This is a genomic window from Enterobacter cloacae complex sp. 2024EL-00711 (assembly GCF_047529885.1).
Classification (GTDB): Bacteria; Pseudomonadota; Gammaproteobacteria; order Enterobacterales; family Enterobacteriaceae; genus Enterobacter; species Enterobacter ludwigii.
On sequence record NZ_JBLIZC010000007.1, the window covers coordinates 106,273 to 123,394 of the forward strand.

Sequence of the window (17,122 nt, forward strand, 5' to 3'; positions counted from 1 at the left end):
CTGAGCCGCCGCGCAGGTGGCGGCTCACTATTAAGGAGGAGCAGACCGATGTCGCAACCCTTACTGAAAGTGACCGACCTGGCAAAAAGCTTTTCTGGCGTCTGGGCGCTGAGCAGCGCACAGCTCACCGTCGGTGCCGGGGAGATCCACGCGCTGCTGGGTGAGAACGGAGCGGGGAAATCCACGCTGCTGAAAGCCCTGGCGGGCGCACAGCCGCAAACGCGCGGGGATATCTGGTTCAACGGCGACACGCTGCCGGTGGACGATTCACCGGTTGAGCGGCAGAACAAGGGCATTATCACTATCTATCAGGAATTTAACCTGCTGCCCAATATGACCGTCGCGGAAAACATGTTTCTCGGGCGTGAGCCGCGTAAACGTAACCTGATTGTCGACGAAAAAGCGGTGAACCAGGAGGCGCAGGTGATCCTCGATTATCTGCAGCTGAACGTTGCGCCAACCACGCCTGTTGCCCGTCTGAGCGTAGCCCAGCAGCAGATGGTCGAGATTGCCCGGGCGCTGACGCTGAACGCCAGGCTGATCATCATGGATGAACCCTCCGCGGCGCTGAGCGACAGCGAGGTGGAAAGCCTGCACCGCGTGGTGCGCGAGCTGAAAAACCGGGGGGTGAGCATTATTTACGTTACCCACCGACTGCACGAAGTTTTCCAGCTTTGCGATCGCTTTACCGTTTTCCAGGACGGCCGTTTCACCGGCAGTGGCGCCGTGGCGCAAACCAATGTCGAGCAGCTGATCCGTCTGATGGTGGGGCGTGACGTGGCGTTTAATCGTCGTCCCGCCAGCGAAACCCATCATGAAAACAAGCCGGTCCGCCTGGCAGTAAAAGGGCTGAGCCGCGAAAAACCGCCGCTGGATCCGCACGGCATTGCCCTGCATGACATTAGCTTCCATGTCCACGCCGGAGAAGTACTGGGCATTGCCGGCCTGGTGGGGGCAGGGCGCACCGAAGTGGCGCGCTGCCTGTTCGGGGCGGATGCCTTTACCTCGGGCAGCTTTGAGCTGGACGGCGTCCCGTATCAACCGCGCGACCCGATGTACGCTCTCGATCAGGGCATCGCGCTGGTCCCGGAAGATCGCAAGAAAGAGGGGGCGGTGCTGGGGTTATCGATTCGCGACAACCTGTCGCTCTCCAGTCTCTCTTCTCTGATGCAGTGGCGCTGGTTTGTGAATACCCGCAAAGAGGACGATCTGATTGAGTCCTACCGCAAGGCGCTGCAGATCAAAATGGTCAACAGCGCGCAGGAGGTGCGCAAGCTCTCCGGCGGTAACCAGCAGAAAGTTATCCTGGCGCGCTGCATGGCGCTGAACCCTCGGGTGCTGATTGTCGATGAGCCGACGCGCGGTATCGACGTGGGCACCAAGTCGGAAGTGCACCAGGTGCTGTTTGATATGGCCAAACAGGGCGTGGCGGTGATCGTGATCTCCTCCGATCTGCCTGAAGTGATGGCGGTATCCGATCGGATCATCACGCTCAGTGAAGGCCGGGTGACCGGTGAGATCCACGGCGACGACGCTAACGAAGAGCGGCTGATGACGATGATGGCCATCAACCACAACGCCCTCAACGCGGCATAACGGAGTTTTCCATGACGCAGATGATTTCTAAAACGCAGGTTCCGGTGAAACGCAGCGGACGCCTCGATCCTATCGCCTTCTTCGAGCGCTTCGGGGTACTGATTTTCATGATCCTGCTGCTGATTTTCTTTCAGTCGCAGAACAGCAATTTTTTCTCTGAACGCAATATTTTCAACATCCTGACCGAGGTGTCCATCTACGGGATCATGGCCGTGGGGATGACCTTCGTCATTTTGACTGCCGGTATCGATCTTTCTGTCGGCTCCATCCTGGCGGTCTGCGCCATGACCGCCGCATACGTGATTAAGGGCGACAACTTCACCACCGTTGATCCGAACGCCTGGGGCGGCATGAGCTGGCTGATTGGGCTGGGGATTTGTCTGGCGATGGGCACGGCGATTGGCTTCCTGCACGGCCTGGGCGTAACCCGCCTGCGCCTGCCGCCGTTTATCGTCACCCTCGGCGGGATGACCATCTGGCGTGGCCTGACGCTGGTGATTAACGACGGCGCGCCCATTGCAGGTTTCGACCCGGGTTACCGCTGGTGGGGACGCGGGGAGCTGCTTGGCATCTCCATTCCAATCTGGATTTTCGCTATCGTGGCGCTTGGCGGGTACCTGGCGCTGCATAAAACCCGCTGGGGACGCTTCGTCTATGCCATCGGCGGTAACCCGGAGGCAGCGCGCCTGGCGGGGGTCAACGTGAAGCGCGTGCTGGTGAGTGTCTATGTGCTGATTGGCTGTCTGGCGGGACTGGCGGGCTTCATTCTCAGCGCTCGTCTTGGCAGCGCGGAAGCTGTCGCCGGGATCTCCTTTGAACTGCGCGTTATCGCCTCGGTGGTCATCGGCGGCACCTCGCTGATGGGCGGCTATGGACGCATCGGCGGCACCATCATCGGCTCCATCATTATGGGGATCCTGATTAACGGTCTGGTGCTGATGAACGTCTCAGCCTATTACCAGCAAATAATCACCGGATTAATTATCGTTCTGGCGGTGGCATTCGACACCTATGCCAAGAGCCGTCGCGGCGCATTGTGAGGATCAGGATGAAAGAGGTTCGTATTGGATTGATTGGCACCGGGTATATCGGCAAGGCGCATGCCATCGCCTATGCCCAGGCGCCGACGGTATTTACCCTGCGCGGCAAACTGGTGCGCGAGATGGTGGCGGAAGTGACGCCCGCGCTGGCGGCAGAGCGGGCGCAGGCCTTTGGCTTCAACCGCTCAACCGGCGACTGGCGGGCACTGGTGGCTGACCCGGCGATTGATGTCGTGGATATATGCTCGCCCAACCATCTGCATAAAGAGATGGCGCTGGAGGCCATTCGTCACGGTAAGCATGTCTACTCGGAAAAGCCGCTGGCGCTGAATGCCCATGACGCACGTGAAATGGTGGACGCCGCGAAGCGGGCAGGGGTGAAAACGCTGGTGGGTTTTAACTACATGAAAAACCCGACGGCACAGCTGGCGAAAGAGATCATCGCCCGCGGCGAGATTGGTGAGGTGATCCACTTCTACGGTACCCACAACGAAGATTATATGGCCGACCCGCTTTCTCCCATTCACTGGCACTGTTTTAAAGAGACCGCCGGACTGGGTGCACTGGGGGACCTGGCGGCGCATATCGTCAACATGGCGCAGTATCTGGTCGGGGACATTCAGCAGGTCTGCGGTGATTTAAAAATTGTTGTGCCTGAACGCCCGGCGCAGGCCGGTTCGTCGCAAAACGTTGCGGTTGAAAACGAAGATCAGGCGCACGCGATGGTCCGTTTCGCCGGCGGAGCACAAGGGGTGATTGAAACGTCCCGCGTCGCCTGCGGGCGCAAGATGGGACTGTCGTATGTGATAACCGGCACCAAAGGGGCCATCAGTTTTACCCAGGAGCGGATGGCGGAACTGAAGCTCTATCTGCATGACGACCCGGTAAACCGCCAGGGATTCCGCACGCTGCTTGTGGGTCCGTCACATCCGGACTATGGCGCGTTTTGCATGGGAGCGGGCCATGGTATCGGCTTTAACGATCAAAAAACGGTGGAAGTACGCGACCTGGTCGACGGTATTGCCGCTGATGTGCCGATGTGGCCGGACTTTGAAGAGGGCTGGAAGGTTTCGCGGGTGCTGGACGCCATCGCACTCTCACACCAGGAAGGCCGCTGGCTGAACGTGAACGACATTGTCTGATGAGGTATCAACGTGGAAAAGCAGTTTGATGTGATATGCATGGGCCGCGTGGCGGTAGACCTCTACAGTCAGCAAATTGGTGCCCGTCTTGAGGATGTGTCGAGCTTCGCGAAATATCTCGGCGGCTCGTCCGGCAACGTGGCCTACGGGACGGCGCGTCAGGGGCTGCGCTCATCGATGCTGGCACGCGTCGGTGATGAACATATGGGACGCTTCCTGCGAGAAGAATTACACCAGGTGGGCTGCGATACCAGCCATCTGATCACCGACAAAGAACGCCTGACGGCGCTGGTGCTCCTCGGCATTAAAGACCGGGACACCTTTCCACTGATTTTTTATCGCGATAACTGCGCGGATATGGCCATCACGGCCAGCGATGTGGACGAACGCTACATAGCCTCCGCACGGTGCCTTGCCATCACCGGGACCCATCTCTCGCACCCTCAGACCCGTGACGCGGTGCTGACGGCGCTTAACTATGCCCGCCGTCACGGTGTTCGCACGGTGCTGGATATCGACTACCGTCCGGTACTGTGGGGGCTGACCTCATTAGGGGACGGGGAGACGCGCTTTATTGCCGCGGAAAACGTGACCCGTGAACTGCAGGAGGTGCTGCACCTTTTCGACGTCATTGTCGGCACCGAAGAAGAGTTCCACATTGCAGGTGGCAGTACCGATACCCTGCAGGCGCTGGGTCGCGTGCGCGCCGTGAGTAACGCTACGCTGGTTTGCAAGCGTGGAGCGCTTGGCTGTTCGGTGTATACCGACGCTATACCGCCCCGGCTGGATGAGGGTCTGACGGTGACCGGCGTGCGCGTTGAGGTGCTGAACGTGCTCGGTGCGGGCGACGCGTTTATGTCCGGCCTGCTGCGCGGCTACCTTAACGACGAAGGCTGGGAGCAGGCCTGCCGCTATGCCAACGCGTGTGGTGCGCTGGTGGTGTCCCGCCACGGCTGTGCCCCGGCGATGCCGAGCAAGGCTGAGCTGGACGACTACCTGTCGCGTGCGGCGTCGGTGCCGCGTCCCGATCTTGACGCGCGCCTGAACCATCTGCACCGCGTCACCACCCGCCGCCGTGAGTGGCCGGAGCTGTGCGTGATGGCCTTCGATCATCGCAGCCAGCTGGAAGATATGGCGTTGCAGTGCGGGGCATCCCTGAAGCGCATCCCAGCGCTGAAGCAGCTTATTCTGCAGGCCAGCCGTGAGGCGGCCAGCAGCGCAGGGCTTGAGGGCAAAGCCGGCCTGCTGTGTGACGGCACTTTTGGTCAGGACGCCCTGAACGCGATTACCGGCGAAGGGTGGTGGATAGGCCGCCCTATTGAGCTGCCGGGCTCCCGGCCGCTGGAGATGGAGCACGGTAACATCGGCACGCAACTCATCAGCTGGCCGCAGGAACATGTGGTGAAATGCCTGGTCTTTTTCCATCCGGAAGATGCGCACGGCCTGCGTCTGGAGCAGGAGCAGAAAATCGCAGAGGTCTACCACGCCTGCTGCCAGTCCGGTCATGAACTGCTGCTGGAGGTGATCCTGCCTGCCAGCATGCCGCGCAGCGATGAGCTTTACCTGCGCGCCATCTCGCGTTTTTACAACCTGGGGATTTGTCCCGACTGGTGGAAACTGCCGCCGCTCTCTGCCGATGGCTGGACGGCGCTGAGCGAGATTATTGAACGTCGGGATCCACACTGTCGTGGCGTGGTGATCCTCGGGCTGGACGCCCCGGCTGAGCAGCTTCGTGCTGATTTTAAAGCCGCCTCGGGACACGCGCTGGTGAAGGGCTTTGCCGTAGGACGCACGCTGTTTGGCGATGCGTCCCGTGCATGGCTGAAACACGATATTGACGATGCGCAGCTGGTGGCACGCATCCGGGACAATTACCTGCAGCTTATCGCCTGGTGGCGCGAGCGCGGACACGCATAATTCAGGAGACGACAATGAGTGTGCAATTAGGCATTAACCCGCTGACATGGACGAACGACGATCTGCCTTCACTCGGCGCGGAGACGCCGCTGGATACCTGTCTGAGCGAAGGGAAAGAGGCCGGTTTTGCCGGTTTCGAACTGGGCAATAAATTCCCGCGTGAGGCGCGTCTGCTTGGCCTCATTTTGCAGCGCCACGATCTGCAGCTGGTCTCCGGCTGGTATTCAGGGCGTCTGCTGGAGCGTAGCGTGGAGGAGGAGATTGCCGCCGTGCAGTCCCACCTGACGCTGCTGCGCGAACTGGGGGCAAAGGTGCTGGTATTCGCCGAAGTGAGCGGCTGTATTCACGGCGAGCAACAGACGCCGGTTCATCTTCGCCCGCGCTTCCCGCACGCGCGCTGGCAAGAGTACGGTGAGAAGCTGACCGCTTTCGCCCGCTACACGCAGCAGCAGGGGGTGCAGATTGCCTACCATCACCATATGGGAACGGTCATTGAGTCCGCTGAAGATGTCGATAACCTGATGACCCATACCGGTGAAGAGGTGGGCCTGCTGCTGGACACGGGCCATCTGACCTTTGCCGGGGCTGATCCGCTGGCGGTGGCCCAGCGCTGGGCATCGCGCATTAACCATGTTCACTGCAAAGACGTGCGCGCCGACGTGCTGGCGGACGTCAAAAACCGCAAAACCAGCTTCCTTGATGCGGTGCTGAGTGGGGTCTTCACCGTACCGGGTGACGGCTGCGTGGACTATCCGCCCATCATGCGGCTGCTGAAGGCGCAGGATTATCACGGCTGGCTGGTGGTGGAGGCGGAGCAGGATCCTGCTATCGCTCACCCGCTGACCTACGCCCGTCTGGGGTATAACAACCTGAGCCGCATGGCGCGCGACGCCGGGCTTATCTGAGGAGGTGACATGTCACGTCTGTTATCACGCTGGCAACCGCCGAGTGCGGAGGGCCGCACCCAGTCCGTCACGCCGGAACGCGCGGGCTGGGGATACGTTGGCTTTGAAGCGTATGAACTGCAGGAGGGGCAGACGCTGACGCTGCCCGCCGTCAGCGAAGAGCGCTGTCTGGTGCTGGTGGCCGGACGGGCCTCTATCAGCACACCTACCGCGCAGTTTACTGACATCGGCGAGCGGATGAGTCCGTTTGAGCGCATAAAACCCTGGGCGGTCTACGTCACGCCGCAGGAGACGGTGCAGATTAAGGCGCTGACGACGCTGGAGCTGGCGGTCTGTGCCGCACCCGGCAAAGGGTCCTTCCCGACACGGCTTATCGCTCCGCAGGATATCGACGCACAGGCGCGTGGCAAAGGCCATAACCAGCGCTACGTGCACAATATTCTGCCGGAAGATCAACCCGCCGACAGCCTGCTGGTGGTTGAGGTCTGGACCCACGAAGGCTGTACCAGTTCATACCCGAGCCATAAGCATGATACGGATAATCCACCGCAGGAAACCTACCTGGAGGAGACCTACTATCATCGCCTCAATCCCGGGCAGGGGTTCTGCATGCAGCGGGTCTATACCGACGACAGGTCGCTGGATGAGTGTATGGCCGTTTATAACCGCGATGTGGTGATGGTGCCGAAGGGGTACCATCCGGTGGCGACGCTGGCTGGTTATGACAGCTACTATCTCAACGTGATGGCCGGTCCGGTGCGAAAATGGATGTTCACCTGGGAAGACGATCACGCTTGGATCAACCGCGACTATCCACGTTGACGTTGCAGAAGCCCGCACCCCGCGGGCTTTTTTATCACCCTTATCCTGTTTTGCGCGTTACCCACCAGAACACCAGCGCCACCAGGCTCACCGCTGCGCCAGTCAGGCAGACGCCCTGCCAGCCCGCAATGGCATACGTCATCGTGGTGCTCAGCGCGCCCAGACCGCTGCCGACAGCATAAAACAGCATGTAAAGCCCGACCAGCCGGCTATGCGCCTCGGGGCGGGCGCGAAAGATCAGGCTCTGGTTGGTGACATGCAGCGCCTGCCCGCCCAAATCGAGCAGCACGATGCCAATGAGCAAAATACCGAGCGAACGATCCATCAGTGAAATCGGCCACCACGCCAGGAGTAACACGACCAGTGCAGCCGCGCTGGTGCGCCGGGCATATCCTCGATCGGCCCACTCTCCGGCCCGGGTTGCCGCTAACGCGCCTGCCATTCCGGCCAGGCCAAAAGCACCAATGGCGGTATGCGATAAGTTATAGGGTGGGGCACTTAACGGCAGCACCAGAGCGCTCCAGAAAATATTGAACGCAGCGAACATCAGTAAAGCCAGTACGCCGCGCACCTGCAGAACTTTTTCTTCCCGCAGCAGGATCAGCATTGAGTGAATCAGGCGCGGATAACTCATCGTTTCAGGCACCGCAGGCAAGCGGGGCAGCCTCCACCACAGCGGAAACGCAATAATGACCATCAGCCCGGCGGCAGAGAGATACACGCCGCGCCAGCCCGCGATATCACTGATGCCTCCGGAGACGACGCGGGCCACTAACAGGCCCATAAATACCCCGCCTTGTGCCGCACCAATAACGCGGCCTTGCTCATGCGGCGACGCGGCGTTGGCGGCATAGGCGATAAGCCCTTGCGTCATGGCCGTTCCTGCCAAGCCAGTGGCGAGCATACCCGCCAGCAGCATCGTTGACGTCTGCGCCATGCCGACCGCGACCAGAGCGGCCACCAGTACGACAAGCTGTAGAGCCATCAGACGTCGGCGATCCACTTTATCCCCCAGAGGAACCACGAACAGCAGAGCCAGAGCACAGCCAATCTGCGTGGCGGTGACCACGCCGCCAATGGCACCATGGCTGATGCCAAAGTCTCTGGACAACGCGTCAAGCAACGGCTGTGCGTAATAGACGTTGGCCACGCTTAAGCCGCTGGCGAGGGCGAACAGCCACACCAGGCTACGCGGCATGTCGCCTGAGCGGACGTGCCCGGTTTTTCGATCTGACGGTAGTGGTGACGCGTGTGACATGTTCAAATCCTCGCCCTGGGTAATGTGGTTTTAAAAAGAAACCAGTTGAAGGCTAGGCTATGCAGTTTTAAAATGCAACCAGTTATTATTGACTGACCTGCCGAGGTAACGCTGTGCCGTCTCGTAAACCGATTGAACTGGAATTTTGTCCCGTTGCCCGCAGCGTCGATCTGATTGGCGATCGCTGGTCGCTTCTGATTGTGCGTAATGCTTTTGACGGCATGCGCCGTTTCGGGGATTTTCAGCGGGATCTCGGGGTTGCGCGTAACATTCTGGCTGACCGGCTGCGCAAGCTGGTCGACGCGGGCATTCTCGCGATGCAGGGGGCGTCGGACGGTACGTCGTATCAGGAATATGTCCTGACGGACAAAGGCGAAAGCCTGTTTCCCATCGTCGTTGCGCTTCGCCAGTGGGGAGAGCAGCATCTGTTTGAACGCGGGGAGCGCCACTCGCTGTTGATCGACAGGCGTACCGGCAAGCCGGTTCCCCTGATGGCGCCAGCAGCGCAGGATGGAACGGCGCTGAAGGCGCAAGATACTGACGTGCAGAAAGTGAAGTAACCCGACGCTCTGCTAGCCCGCGCTACGCGGGCTGTTGTGTCATTCTTAATGGTTTGTGATTGCCTGCTCAATCGTGCGGGCAATATCATCCGGCTGACTCACCATCGACACGTGGCTTGCTGCCACTTCCGTGGTTTTCGCGTGGATCGTTTTCGCCATCGCACGTTCAAGCTCCGGGTTAATCATCCGGTCATTTTTGCTGACCACAAACCAGCTTGGCTTTTCATGCCAGGCCGCATGGCTCACTTTTTCCGCAAACGCATCGGCCTTGATTGGCCCCTGAGTAGCTTCAATGGTCTGCTGTTCAACGGCGCCTGCATCCGGTGCGAAGTCTTTCATCACGGCTTCTGGCGGGAGATACAAATACCCGTCTGCCGTTTTTGCGATATCCGCACTCCCCGCTGGCGGTGGGTAACTTCCCGCCAGGTCCGCCGTCGACTGGCCGGAATCAGGCGCAAAGGCCGCTACGTACACCAGGGATTTTACCCGTGCATCGTTGCCCGCTTCGCTGATCACCGTTCCGCCCCAGGAATGACCTACCAGCACCACATCGCCATGCGCCCGTGCAATGGCGCGCCGGGTGGCGGCAACGTCATCTTTAAGCGACGTGAGCGGCAGCTGGACGGCGATCACCTCGGTATGCTGTTTTTGCAGCCGGGTAATGACCTTGTTCCAGCTGCTGCCATCGGCAAACGCGCCATGGACCAGCACCACGCTGGTTTTGCTCTCAGCAAAGGCGCTGGCTGAAAGCGCCAGCAGACCCGCCGTCAGTACAGTGCGTGCTTTCATTGTCTGGCTCCTTAAAAATGATGGACCGTTGCGTGAGGCGGTACGGTGAATTCAATGGTTTTATGGTCGATGGGTTTATGCGTGGGGTCGGCCAGAATTATGGTCACTTTATGCTTCCCGGCGGGTAACCCAACCAGAATGATTGGCTCTCCGCTGGTATCGGCCCAGTGCCAGGGGGCGTCATCCACCACGACATGGATATGGCCGATACGTGGTGTGACCTTCAGCGCATCGGGCCCGAATACCGGCTCGATGCGCAGGTTTTCAGCCCGGTATTGAATAAAGACCGCCCCCTTGCTCAGCGGGCCGGCAAGCGGTGGATCGACAATCAGCTTAGCGGCCGGCTGTGGACGTTCCAGCGGGGCAACCGCGGCAGGGCCGTTGACGTCGGCAGCGCTGAGGTTATCCAGCGGTGCGGCCCAGGAGCAGGTTGCTGACGCCAGAACAAGTGCAGGGAGCAGTAAATAACGACGGATCATCTGAGTCTTTCCTCAATCGGTTTCAAATTCGGTTTCAAACAATGACAGACACAGAAAACCATTTTTATGTATCCGGGATGTTTGCGGGGAACGGCGTTTTGTACCGGCTTGTCAGCGTGGCGCTCCGGATACAGTGGGATACATTTCATCATTCCGCGCGGGGTTGGCACTGCGCACAATCGCTATCGCCAGCCCGGCAATCACCAGCGTCAGCGCGGTGGAAACCCACATTGCGCCGGCGATCCCCAGCGTTTTGTTTAGCCACGCATAGGCAAACGGCGATGCCGCGGCCATAAGCTGTGCGGGAATGAGCAGCATGCCGGTGCGGCGGGCATAGCTTTCGGCGCTGAAAAGCGTCAGCGGCAGGGTGGCTTTTACTATCGTCATCAGCCCGTTGATGGCGCCGTAGCCCAGCACAAAACCGGCGGCACACCCGACAAACAGCGAGCTGCTTAACCCGATAACAAAGCAGAGCGGCATGGCGAGGGCGGTCAGGAGCGTGAGGTTGAGCGGGGTTAAGCGTGCACCCGCCAGCACCTCCGTGGCGCGTGCGCCCGTCTGGCCAACTCCCCACAGCATGCCGATGGCGACCGGCAGGCCAAAACTGGCAATAAACTCTGGCAGATGGGTGGACGTGCCGTTAGAGACAAAGGTCATGAGGGCAATAAACGTGGCATACCGCCAGCCGTTACGCCGTTCCTCGCGCACGGGCGGCGCGGTAACGTGCGGGGGGGCCGCCAGCTGCTGGTGGGGAAGCGTGCGAATCAGCACCGCACTCAGCAGGCCAAAGAGGGCGTAGATCTGCAATGCGTGTTGCCAGCTCATCACTTTCAGCAGCCCATCACCCAGCGGCCAAAAAACCGCTGATGCCAGACCGCCAGCGAGCGTGATGCGCGAGATCGTTCTGCGTGCCTGCTGGCCGTACAGGTTCACCAGCGCGGCGAACAGCGCATCATACAGCGACAGCCGCATCCCGATACCGGCAACCAGCCAGGCACCGTACCAGCCGAACAGCGTCTGCGTATATGCCATGCCCGCGCAGCTTGCGGCAATCAGTAACGTTCCGCTCATCACCACGTTCTGCCCGCCAGCGTACGCCAACAGTCGGGCGACAAAAGGGGAGACCATCGCCATTACCAGCATCGCCAGCGTCAGGCCGAGGTAGAGCTGCGGTGATGACCACCCCCGGTCGACCACAATCGCCTGGGCAAAGGTCCCGGGCATATAAAACGAGATCCCCCAGTTGATAAGCTGATGACAACCTGCCCGGAGGGCGAGGTGACGGGGAAGGACACGTGTTTTCATTGTTTTTCATTCCGTTATGCAGTTGTCCTGAGCATAGCGAGCGCGCTATTGTGCTGGCAGGTCAGCCACCTTATGCGCTGTATAAGAGAAACTTTGAATGACAACGCTCAACCTGGGCTATCTCGCGACGTTCCGTCTGGTTATCCAGCGCGGCAGTTTTTCCGCGGCGGCGGACCTGCTGGGCATTTCCCAGCCGGCCGTCAGCCTGCAAATCCGCCAGCTGGAGCAGTTTCTGCAAACCCGGCTGGTAGAGCGTACCGGGCGGGGTATCAAACCCACGGCTGCCGGGCAGGCGTTGCTGGTGCACGGGGAGCGTATTCAGCAGGCGGTGGATGAAGCCATTCGGTCCGTGAGTGAGTTCAGCCACGACGTGAGTGGCACCATTACGCTTGGCACGGGCGCAACGGCCTGCATTCATCTTCTGCCGCCGCTGTTGCAGCAGCTCGGGCGTGACTATCCGCTTCTCAGAGTGGGCGTGACGACCGGCAATACGCTCGACATCGTCCGGGCAATTGAAGAAAACCGACTTGATATGGGGCTGGTGACGTTACCGGTGAGCGGAAGAGCGCTCGACGTTACGCCGGTGATGGACGAAGAGTTTGTTTTTATCGCGTCGCTGGACCAGCAGGACGGTTTTCAGTCGTTGACGCCGGCTGCGTTGCACGCGCAGCCATTCATTGCTTTTGAATCAGGCAGCGGCACCCGGGCGCTGATCGACGGCTGGTTTGCTGCCGAGGGGCGAATCCTCACGCCGGTGATGCAACTGGGCAGCATCGAGGCGATCAAGCGGATGGTACGTGCGGGGCTTGGCTACAGTATCGTGCCGCGTATGGCCGTAGACCTGGCGGCTGACCGCGAAGGGCTATGCATGATGTCGCTCACGCCCGTGCTGCAGCGACAGCTGGCTGTGGTGATGCGCCAGGATAAAATCCTGAGCAAAGGAATAGCAGGGATAATTCGGATATTACAAAATCCTTCGACGCGTTAGCGATCGGCTGAATCAACGGTCAGGCTGGATTGCTGTGACTGGGCCTTGTCCTGATGGTGATACCAGGCGCCAATAGAGGAGTAAACGAAGCGGCCGAAGAAAAACAGGAAGCTGATAAGCAGTATGATGCGGGTCATCCGGGTGTTGAACTGATGTCGTTTTCGCATACGCGTGGCCTGACTCACTGTGTTTTTCCTGGGCATGCCCTTTTGGGCGACAGGGATATTAAGGCACAGCGGGAAGAGAGGGTCAATTCGCAAATGTGTAAATAACCGTCAATAGTTACATTAATTAATGTTATTGAAATTAATAATTGCATTTACCATATTGATAATATGAAGAAAACTATTTCAAAAAAAATGTAAGAAAGGATCGTTTGAGTAAATTAGTTTGATTTAAGTCAACGGTTTCCCTGGCCTGGTATTTAAAATCCCACCTCCATACTGTTCGCCCCGCACGTTGTCGGGCGGCAGGTACGTCAGGTTGGATGCCTGTCTTCATTTCCCTCTGGAGCGAAAGGGGTTTAAACGGGCATCTATGAACATTATTTCTTTCCTGAAAAACAATAAAGACCGCTGGTGGGCTTTACCGCTTATTTTACCGGTGGGTTTACTGCCTGTATTAAGCGTTGCCAATACCTTTACCCGATTGGGCGATGGTCTGGTGGCACTCTATTATTTACCTCTCTCCTTTCTGCTTTCGGTGATGATGTTTTTTGGTCTGGAAGCGCTGCCCGGCATCGTATTGTCACTGTTCATCCGCTACTACCCGTCGGTTGGGTTGTTCGAAACCATCGCCGGCATTTTTCATTTTATTGTCCCCGTTGTGCTCAGCTGGGGGGGTTATCGGGTGTTTGCGCCCAGACGCAGCATGACGGCTTACGGGGATGTCAGACTGATGGCGCAGCGTATCTTCTGGCAGGCCTTTTGCCCCGCGACGCTGTTTCTGGTGCTGTTCCAGTTTGCCCTCTATCTGGGTGTGTATGAGAGCCGTCAGAGCCTCGAGGGGTTGACCCCGCTTAATATTCGTACGCTGATTAACTATCAGGCGCTGCTGGTCAGTGGGCTGACGGGCGTGCCGTTAAGCTATTTACTGATCCGTCTGATTCGCCATCCGCGGTATATCAGAAGTCTTGTCTCGCAGGTGCGAATGCAGATAGACAAAAAGGTGACGGTCATTGAATTTCTGCTGTGGGCCATTGCGCTTGGCGGGCTGCTTACCCTGCTGCTGCTCCCGATGAACGAAAACAGCTCGATTTTCACCACCAACTACACCCTGTCGTTGCTGATGCCGGTGATGTTGTGGGGAGCGATGCGGTTTGGCTATAAACTGATGTCGCTTATCTGGACCCCGGTGCTGCTGGTGTCTATCCACTATTTTTACCGTTATATCCCTCAACAGTCCGGATATGACATTCAGCTGGCAATTACCTCTTCCAGCTATCTGGTCTTTTCGTTTGTGGTGATTTACATGTCGATGCTGGCCACCTGCCAGCGCGCCGCGAATAAACGTTCCCGCAGGCTGGCGCTACTCGACCCGGTTGTCCATATGCCGAACCTGCGGGCCTTGTCGCGCGATCTTGCTAAAAACCCGTGGTCGGCGCTCTGTTTGCTGCGCATTCCGGAGCTGGAGGTGCTGGGCCGAAATTACGGGGTGTTGTTGCGGATCCTGTATAAACAGCAGCTGGCGCAATGGGTCAATGGCACCTTGCAGCCCAGTGAGCGGGTCTATCACCTCACCGGCTGTGACCTGGCGGTTCGCCTTAACGCGGAATCGCACCAGCAACGCATTGAGGCGCTGGACGAGCATATTAAACAGTTCCGCTTTGTCTGGGATGGGATGCCGCTGCAGCCTCAGGTGGGCGTGAGCTACTGCTATGTGCGCTCACCGGTGACCCATCTCTATCTGGTCCTCGGTGAACTGGGGGTAATTGCCGATCTGTCGATTTCGACCAACCATCCGGAAAATCTGCAGCAGCGCGGTGCTGTCCATCTCCAGCGTAGCCTGAAGGACAAGGTTGCGATGATGAGCCGTCTGCAAAGTGCGCTCGACAGTAACGCGTTTACTCTGCTGGTCCAGCCGGTTTGCGGCGTGCGGGGCGATTGCTACCACGAGGTGTTGCTGCGGATGTCGGATGCAAACGGGGCGTTGCTCTCTCCCTTGCAATTCCTGCCCGTCGCCCAGGAATTTGGTCTGTCGTCGCGGGTTGATTTGTGGGTACTGGAGAACACGCTACGCTTCCTGGCAGAGCATCGGGTAAATCTGCCTGGCCAGCGTTTTGCCATTAATCTGGGCCCTTCCACAGTGTGCCGTGCGCAGTTCCCGGCTGAGGTGAGTCGTCTGCTGGCGAAATACGCCGTCGAACCCTGGCAGCTGATATTTGAAGTGACCGAGTGCAGCACCTTCGGCAGTGGTGAGCAGGCGTTACATACCCTCAGGCAGTTGCAAAAAATGGGGGTACGCATTGCGATTGATGATTTCGGTACCGGCTATGCGAGCTACGCGCGGCTGAAAAGTGTGGACGCCGATATCCTTAAGATAGACGGAAGCTTTATCCGCAATATCGTCAACAACAGTCTGGACTATCAGATAGTGGCCTCGATTTGCCATCTGGCGCGAATGAAGAAAATGCTGGTGGTCGCGGAGTATGTCGAAACAGAAGAGATACGTAGCGCGGTTCACGCGCTAGGTATCGATTATGTGCAGGGTTATCTGATTGGCAGACCGGTGGCGCTTGAGTCACTGCTGGAAGCAGAGGCGTCGCCGGTCGAGGCCTGAGGGGTTACGCCGCGACGTCTGAGCTCTCTTCTTCGATTTTGAGTAGCCAGCCGGTGACCGCTTCCCAGTACTGCTGCTCTTTTTCCAGATCCAGCAGCACCAGCGCATTCTGGCTAAACCAGTCTGGCGGGAAGCTCAGGGTCCAGTGGTTGTCATCCGTTTTGAGCTTCAGCGTGGGCGGGGTGGTGGTGGCCTGACGCTGGTTATTGAGCAGCACGCCGAGACGCAGCAGCTGGATAAGCGGCAGGAATTGCTTCTTCTTAAACAGCGTGAAGCGCGGCAGATCGTCAAGCTTGATGGCTTTACGATGGTAGCGCACCAGGGTCGCCATCATGGTTTGCTGCTCCTGGTTGAAGCCAGGCAGATCGCTGTTTTGCAGGATATAGGCTGAGTGGCGGTGCATTCCGCTGTGGTTAATATTCAGTCCCACTTCGTGCAGCATCGCTGCCCATTTCAGCAGGGCGGCAAGCTGCGGATGCGCCAGCTTAGGGTTCTGCTCCTGCCACTGGTCGTATATCTGAACGGTTGTTTCCAGCACGCGCTTCGCCTGTTCGCGGTCGATATTGTACTGGTTTGCCAGGCTTTGCGCGGTGCGGCTACGAATATCCTGATGGCGGAAACGGCCTTCCATTTCATACAGCACACCTTCACGCAGCGCGCCGTCGGAAAGACGCAGCTCTTTAATTGCCAGCGCATCAAATACGCCGCACAGGATAGCCAGCCCCGGTACGAATACCGCTTTGCGCTCGTCGGAAAGACCCGGCAGGCTTAAGGCGTCAAAGCTTTTATGTTTCAGCACCTCTTCGGTCAGCAAGGTGAGGCGCTCAGGGGTGATAAACCCATCTTTTTCACCCATCGCCAGCAGCACTTCATGTGCCGCTTTGATGGTGCCCGATGCGCCCAGCGCTACGTTCCAGCCCTGAATACGGTACTGCCAGGCCAGGTTCTCCAGTTTCTGGATAGCGGCCATGCGCGCGCGCTGGAAGTTTTCGCGGCTGATTGTGCCACCCGGGAAATACATCTGCGCAAAGCTGACGCAGCCCATACGACGGCTTTCGACCAGACGCGGCTCAAAATCTTCGCCGATCACCAGTTCTGTAGAGCCGCCGCCGATGTCGATGACCAGCTTGCGTCCTTTTTCCGGCTGAGTGTGTTCAACACCCATGAAAATCAGACGGGCTTCCTCGTTACCGGAGATAATCTCAATGGGGTAGGGGATCACTTTTTCGGCCCGCTTGAGGAATTCAGGCGCGTTCAGCGCCTGGCGCAACGTGTGGGTGCCTACAATGCATACGCTGGAGGGCGAGAAGCCCTGCAGGCGTTCAGCAAACAGCGACAGGCAGTTTAAGCCTCGCTCCATTGCCTCTTCGCTGAGCATGCTGCGCTCATCAAGACCATCCGCCAGGTGTACACGCTGCTTCAGACGACCGATGATCTGCAACGCGCCATCCACCTCACGGGCGATGACCATGTGGAAACTGTTAGAACCAAGATCGACCGCGGCGAATTCCTGCGGGCGTGGGGTCTTATCATTTATCGGCAT

The 17,122-nt window shown here is 58.6% G+C and carries 15 protein-coding genes; 9 read left to right on the top strand and 6 right to left on the bottom strand.

What is annotated here, in order from left to right; translation table 11 throughout:
• The first annotated feature begins 48 nt into the window (after nt 1-48).
• Genes ACMVME_RS18685 through iolB form a run of 6 tightly spaced genes read left to right on the top strand, consistent with a single transcriptional unit; the run spans nt 49 to nt 7,422 of the window.
• Nucleotides 49-1,596, top strand: a complete 1,548-nt coding sequence (locus ACMVME_RS18685; protein WP_032678678.1) for a sugar ABC transporter ATP-binding protein — start codon at nt 49-51, stop codon at nt 1,594-1,596.
• A gap of 11 nt (nt 1,597-1,607) precedes the next feature.
• The gene (locus tag ACMVME_RS18690) at nt 1,608-2,636 is read left to right on the top strand and encodes an ABC transporter permease (RefSeq protein ID WP_014171147.1); all 1,029 of its coding nucleotides are present in this window, start codon (nt 1,608-1,610) and stop codon (nt 2,634-2,636) included.
• A gap of 8 nt (nt 2,637-2,644) precedes the next feature.
• Nucleotides 2,645-3,778 (top strand): Gfo/Idh/MocA family protein, encoded by a 1,134-nt coding sequence (locus tag ACMVME_RS18695; protein ID WP_020883047.1) that lies wholly within the window; start codon nt 2,645-2,647, stop codon nt 3,776-3,778.
• Between the two features lie 12 nt (nt 3,779-3,790).
• Complete coding sequence (locus ACMVME_RS18700; protein WP_068794863.1) at nt 3,791-5,695, top strand: bifunctional 5-dehydro-2-deoxygluconokinase/5-dehydro-2-deoxyphosphogluconate aldolase; 1,905 nt, start codon at nt 3,791-3,793, stop codon at nt 5,693-5,695.
• A 14-nt stretch (nt 5,696-5,709) separates the two neighbouring features.
• Entirely contained in the window at nt 5,710-6,600 is an 891-nt protein-coding gene (gene iolE, locus ACMVME_RS18705) for a myo-inosose-2 dehydratase (protein WP_068794862.1), read from the top strand.
• A gap of 9 nt (nt 6,601-6,609) precedes the next feature.
• Nucleotides 6,610-7,422 (top strand): 5-deoxy-glucuronate isomerase, encoded by an 813-nt coding sequence (gene iolB, locus ACMVME_RS18710; protein ID WP_025203476.1) that lies wholly within the window; start codon nt 6,610-6,612, stop codon nt 7,420-7,422.
• 40 nt (nt 7,423-7,462) lie between these two features.
• Here the strand turns inward: iolB and ACMVME_RS18715 are convergent, their stop codons facing one another.
• Complete coding sequence (locus tag ACMVME_RS18715; RefSeq protein WP_068794861.1) at nt 7,463-8,680, bottom strand: MFS transporter; 1,218 nt, start codon at nt 8,678-8,680, stop codon at nt 7,463-7,465.
• Between the two features lie 113 nt (nt 8,681-8,793).
• Between ACMVME_RS18715 and ACMVME_RS18720 the strand changes: the two genes are divergently transcribed.
• Entirely contained in the window at nt 8,794-9,240 is a 447-nt protein-coding gene (locus ACMVME_RS18720) for a winged helix-turn-helix transcriptional regulator (RefSeq protein ID WP_414743474.1), read from the top strand.
• A gap of 45 nt (nt 9,241-9,285) precedes the next feature.
• Here the strand turns inward: ACMVME_RS18720 and ACMVME_RS18725 are convergent, their stop codons facing one another.
• The 3 genes from ACMVME_RS18725 to ACMVME_RS18735 all read right to left on the bottom strand — a co-directional run bounded on the left by ACMVME_RS18725 (nt 9,286) and on the right by ACMVME_RS18735 (nt 11,813).
• On the bottom strand, nt 9,286-10,029 hold the full coding sequence (locus ACMVME_RS18725) for an alpha/beta fold hydrolase (protein WP_068794860.1): 744 nt from the start codon (nt 10,027-10,029) through the stop codon (nt 9,286-9,288).
• 11 nt (nt 10,030-10,040) lie between these two features.
• Nucleotides 10,041-10,508, bottom strand: a complete 468-nt coding sequence (locus tag ACMVME_RS18730) for a DUF6130 family protein (protein ID WP_020883054.1) — start codon at nt 10,506-10,508, stop codon at nt 10,041-10,043.
• 111 nt (nt 10,509-10,619) lie between these two features.
• Complete coding sequence (locus tag ACMVME_RS18735) at nt 10,620-11,813, bottom strand: MFS transporter (RefSeq protein WP_414743475.1); 1,194 nt, start codon at nt 11,811-11,813, stop codon at nt 10,620-10,622.
• Nucleotides 11,814-11,910: 97 nt separating this feature from the next.
• Between ACMVME_RS18735 and ACMVME_RS18740 the strand changes: the two genes are divergently transcribed.
• Complete coding sequence (locus tag ACMVME_RS18740; RefSeq protein WP_032678668.1) at nt 11,911-12,801, top strand: LysR family transcriptional regulator; 891 nt, start codon at nt 11,911-11,913, stop codon at nt 12,799-12,801.
• On the opposite strand, the gene ACMVME_RS18745 is transcribed toward ACMVME_RS18740, so the two are convergent.
• A complete protein-coding gene (locus ACMVME_RS18745; RefSeq protein WP_020883056.1) occupies nt 12,798-12,968 on the bottom strand; it encodes a YfgG family protein in 171 nt (56 codons plus the stop codon). The genes ACMVME_RS18740 and ACMVME_RS18745 overlap by 4 nt on opposite strands.
• 370 nt (nt 12,969-13,338) lie before the next feature.
• Between ACMVME_RS18745 and ACMVME_RS18750 the strand changes: the two genes are divergently transcribed.
• Nucleotides 13,339-15,579, top strand: coding sequence for an EAL domain-containing protein (locus ACMVME_RS18750; protein WP_251858781.1), 2,241 nt, complete (start codon nt 13,339-13,341; stop codon nt 15,577-15,579).
• Between the two features lie 4 nt (nt 15,580-15,583).
• Here the strand turns inward: ACMVME_RS18750 and ppx are convergent, their stop codons facing one another.
• Nucleotides 15,584-17,122 carry an exopolyphosphatase gene (gene ppx, locus ACMVME_RS18755; RefSeq protein ID WP_014171134.1) on the bottom strand — a complete coding sequence of 513 codons (1,539 nt, stop codon included), beginning with the start codon at nt 17,120-17,122 and terminating at the stop codon, nt 15,584-15,586.